The organism is Burkholderia sp. APQ4-4ca, from assembly GCF_057837105.1.
In genome coordinates, this window is sequence record NZ_JBYQCG010000040.1 from 1 (window position 1) to 702 (window position 702).

Annotated in this window: 1 protein-coding gene; it reads left to right on the forward strand. The window is 65.2% G+C overall.

What is annotated here, in order from left to right; translation table 11 throughout:
• Positions 1-595 precede the first annotated feature (595 nt).
• A partial coding sequence (locus AC3IFE_RS01570) for a phage integrase N-terminal domain-containing protein (protein ID WP_489189389.1) occupies positions 596-702 on the forward strand: 107 nt, incomplete at its 3' end.

The window sequence follows — 702 nt, forward strand, 5'->3', positions numbered from 1 at the left end:
CCCCGTGTGCTCCGAACGCCATCGCTCGCGCGCCCCCCCGTCCAGCTGTGCCGACAGCCAGACGCAGCGGGTCAAGCACGATGCTTCCACGCGTTCCTGACCACCGTGTCACATCAGCACCGCTCGCACTCGCGAACCCAGCGCGTCACTGATGCGCAGCGCGTATCAGTGACGCGCTGGCGCCCCCCCATCTCTCCCGCGCCAGTCCAGGCGCTTGTTCTTTGACGACGTAGTTACGCGCACTGTCGGCGCGTCGAACCGGCCAACCGGCGATCGACAAACGACCTGATCGGCACGCAGTCCCCCGGCCATCCAACCCACCTCCAGGTGGCGGCCACTCCTCTCTAAACAAACGTAGTACCCGCCTCGCTGGAGCGACGCGACAAGGCAAAACCACCCACGAGCAAAGCAGATGAGCAAACCGACGTCGAACAAGCCGAGATCCATCGAGGCGAAGTTCATGAGCGCGGCGCTGCATAAGGGCGCGGCCACGCTCACGAAGCAGAAGATGCGCACCACATTTTGAGCCTTTGCGGCCCATGCGAAGCACCGTCGGTACGGCCAGGTCGCCCCGGCCACCGTCACTGAAAAACAGCTGCGCAACTACGTGGTGTCGCGTATCGACGCCGGCATCAGCGCACGGACGATCCAGAACGAGATGAGCCATCTGCGCCGCGCGCTGCGTGGGACCGGCCGCGGCGA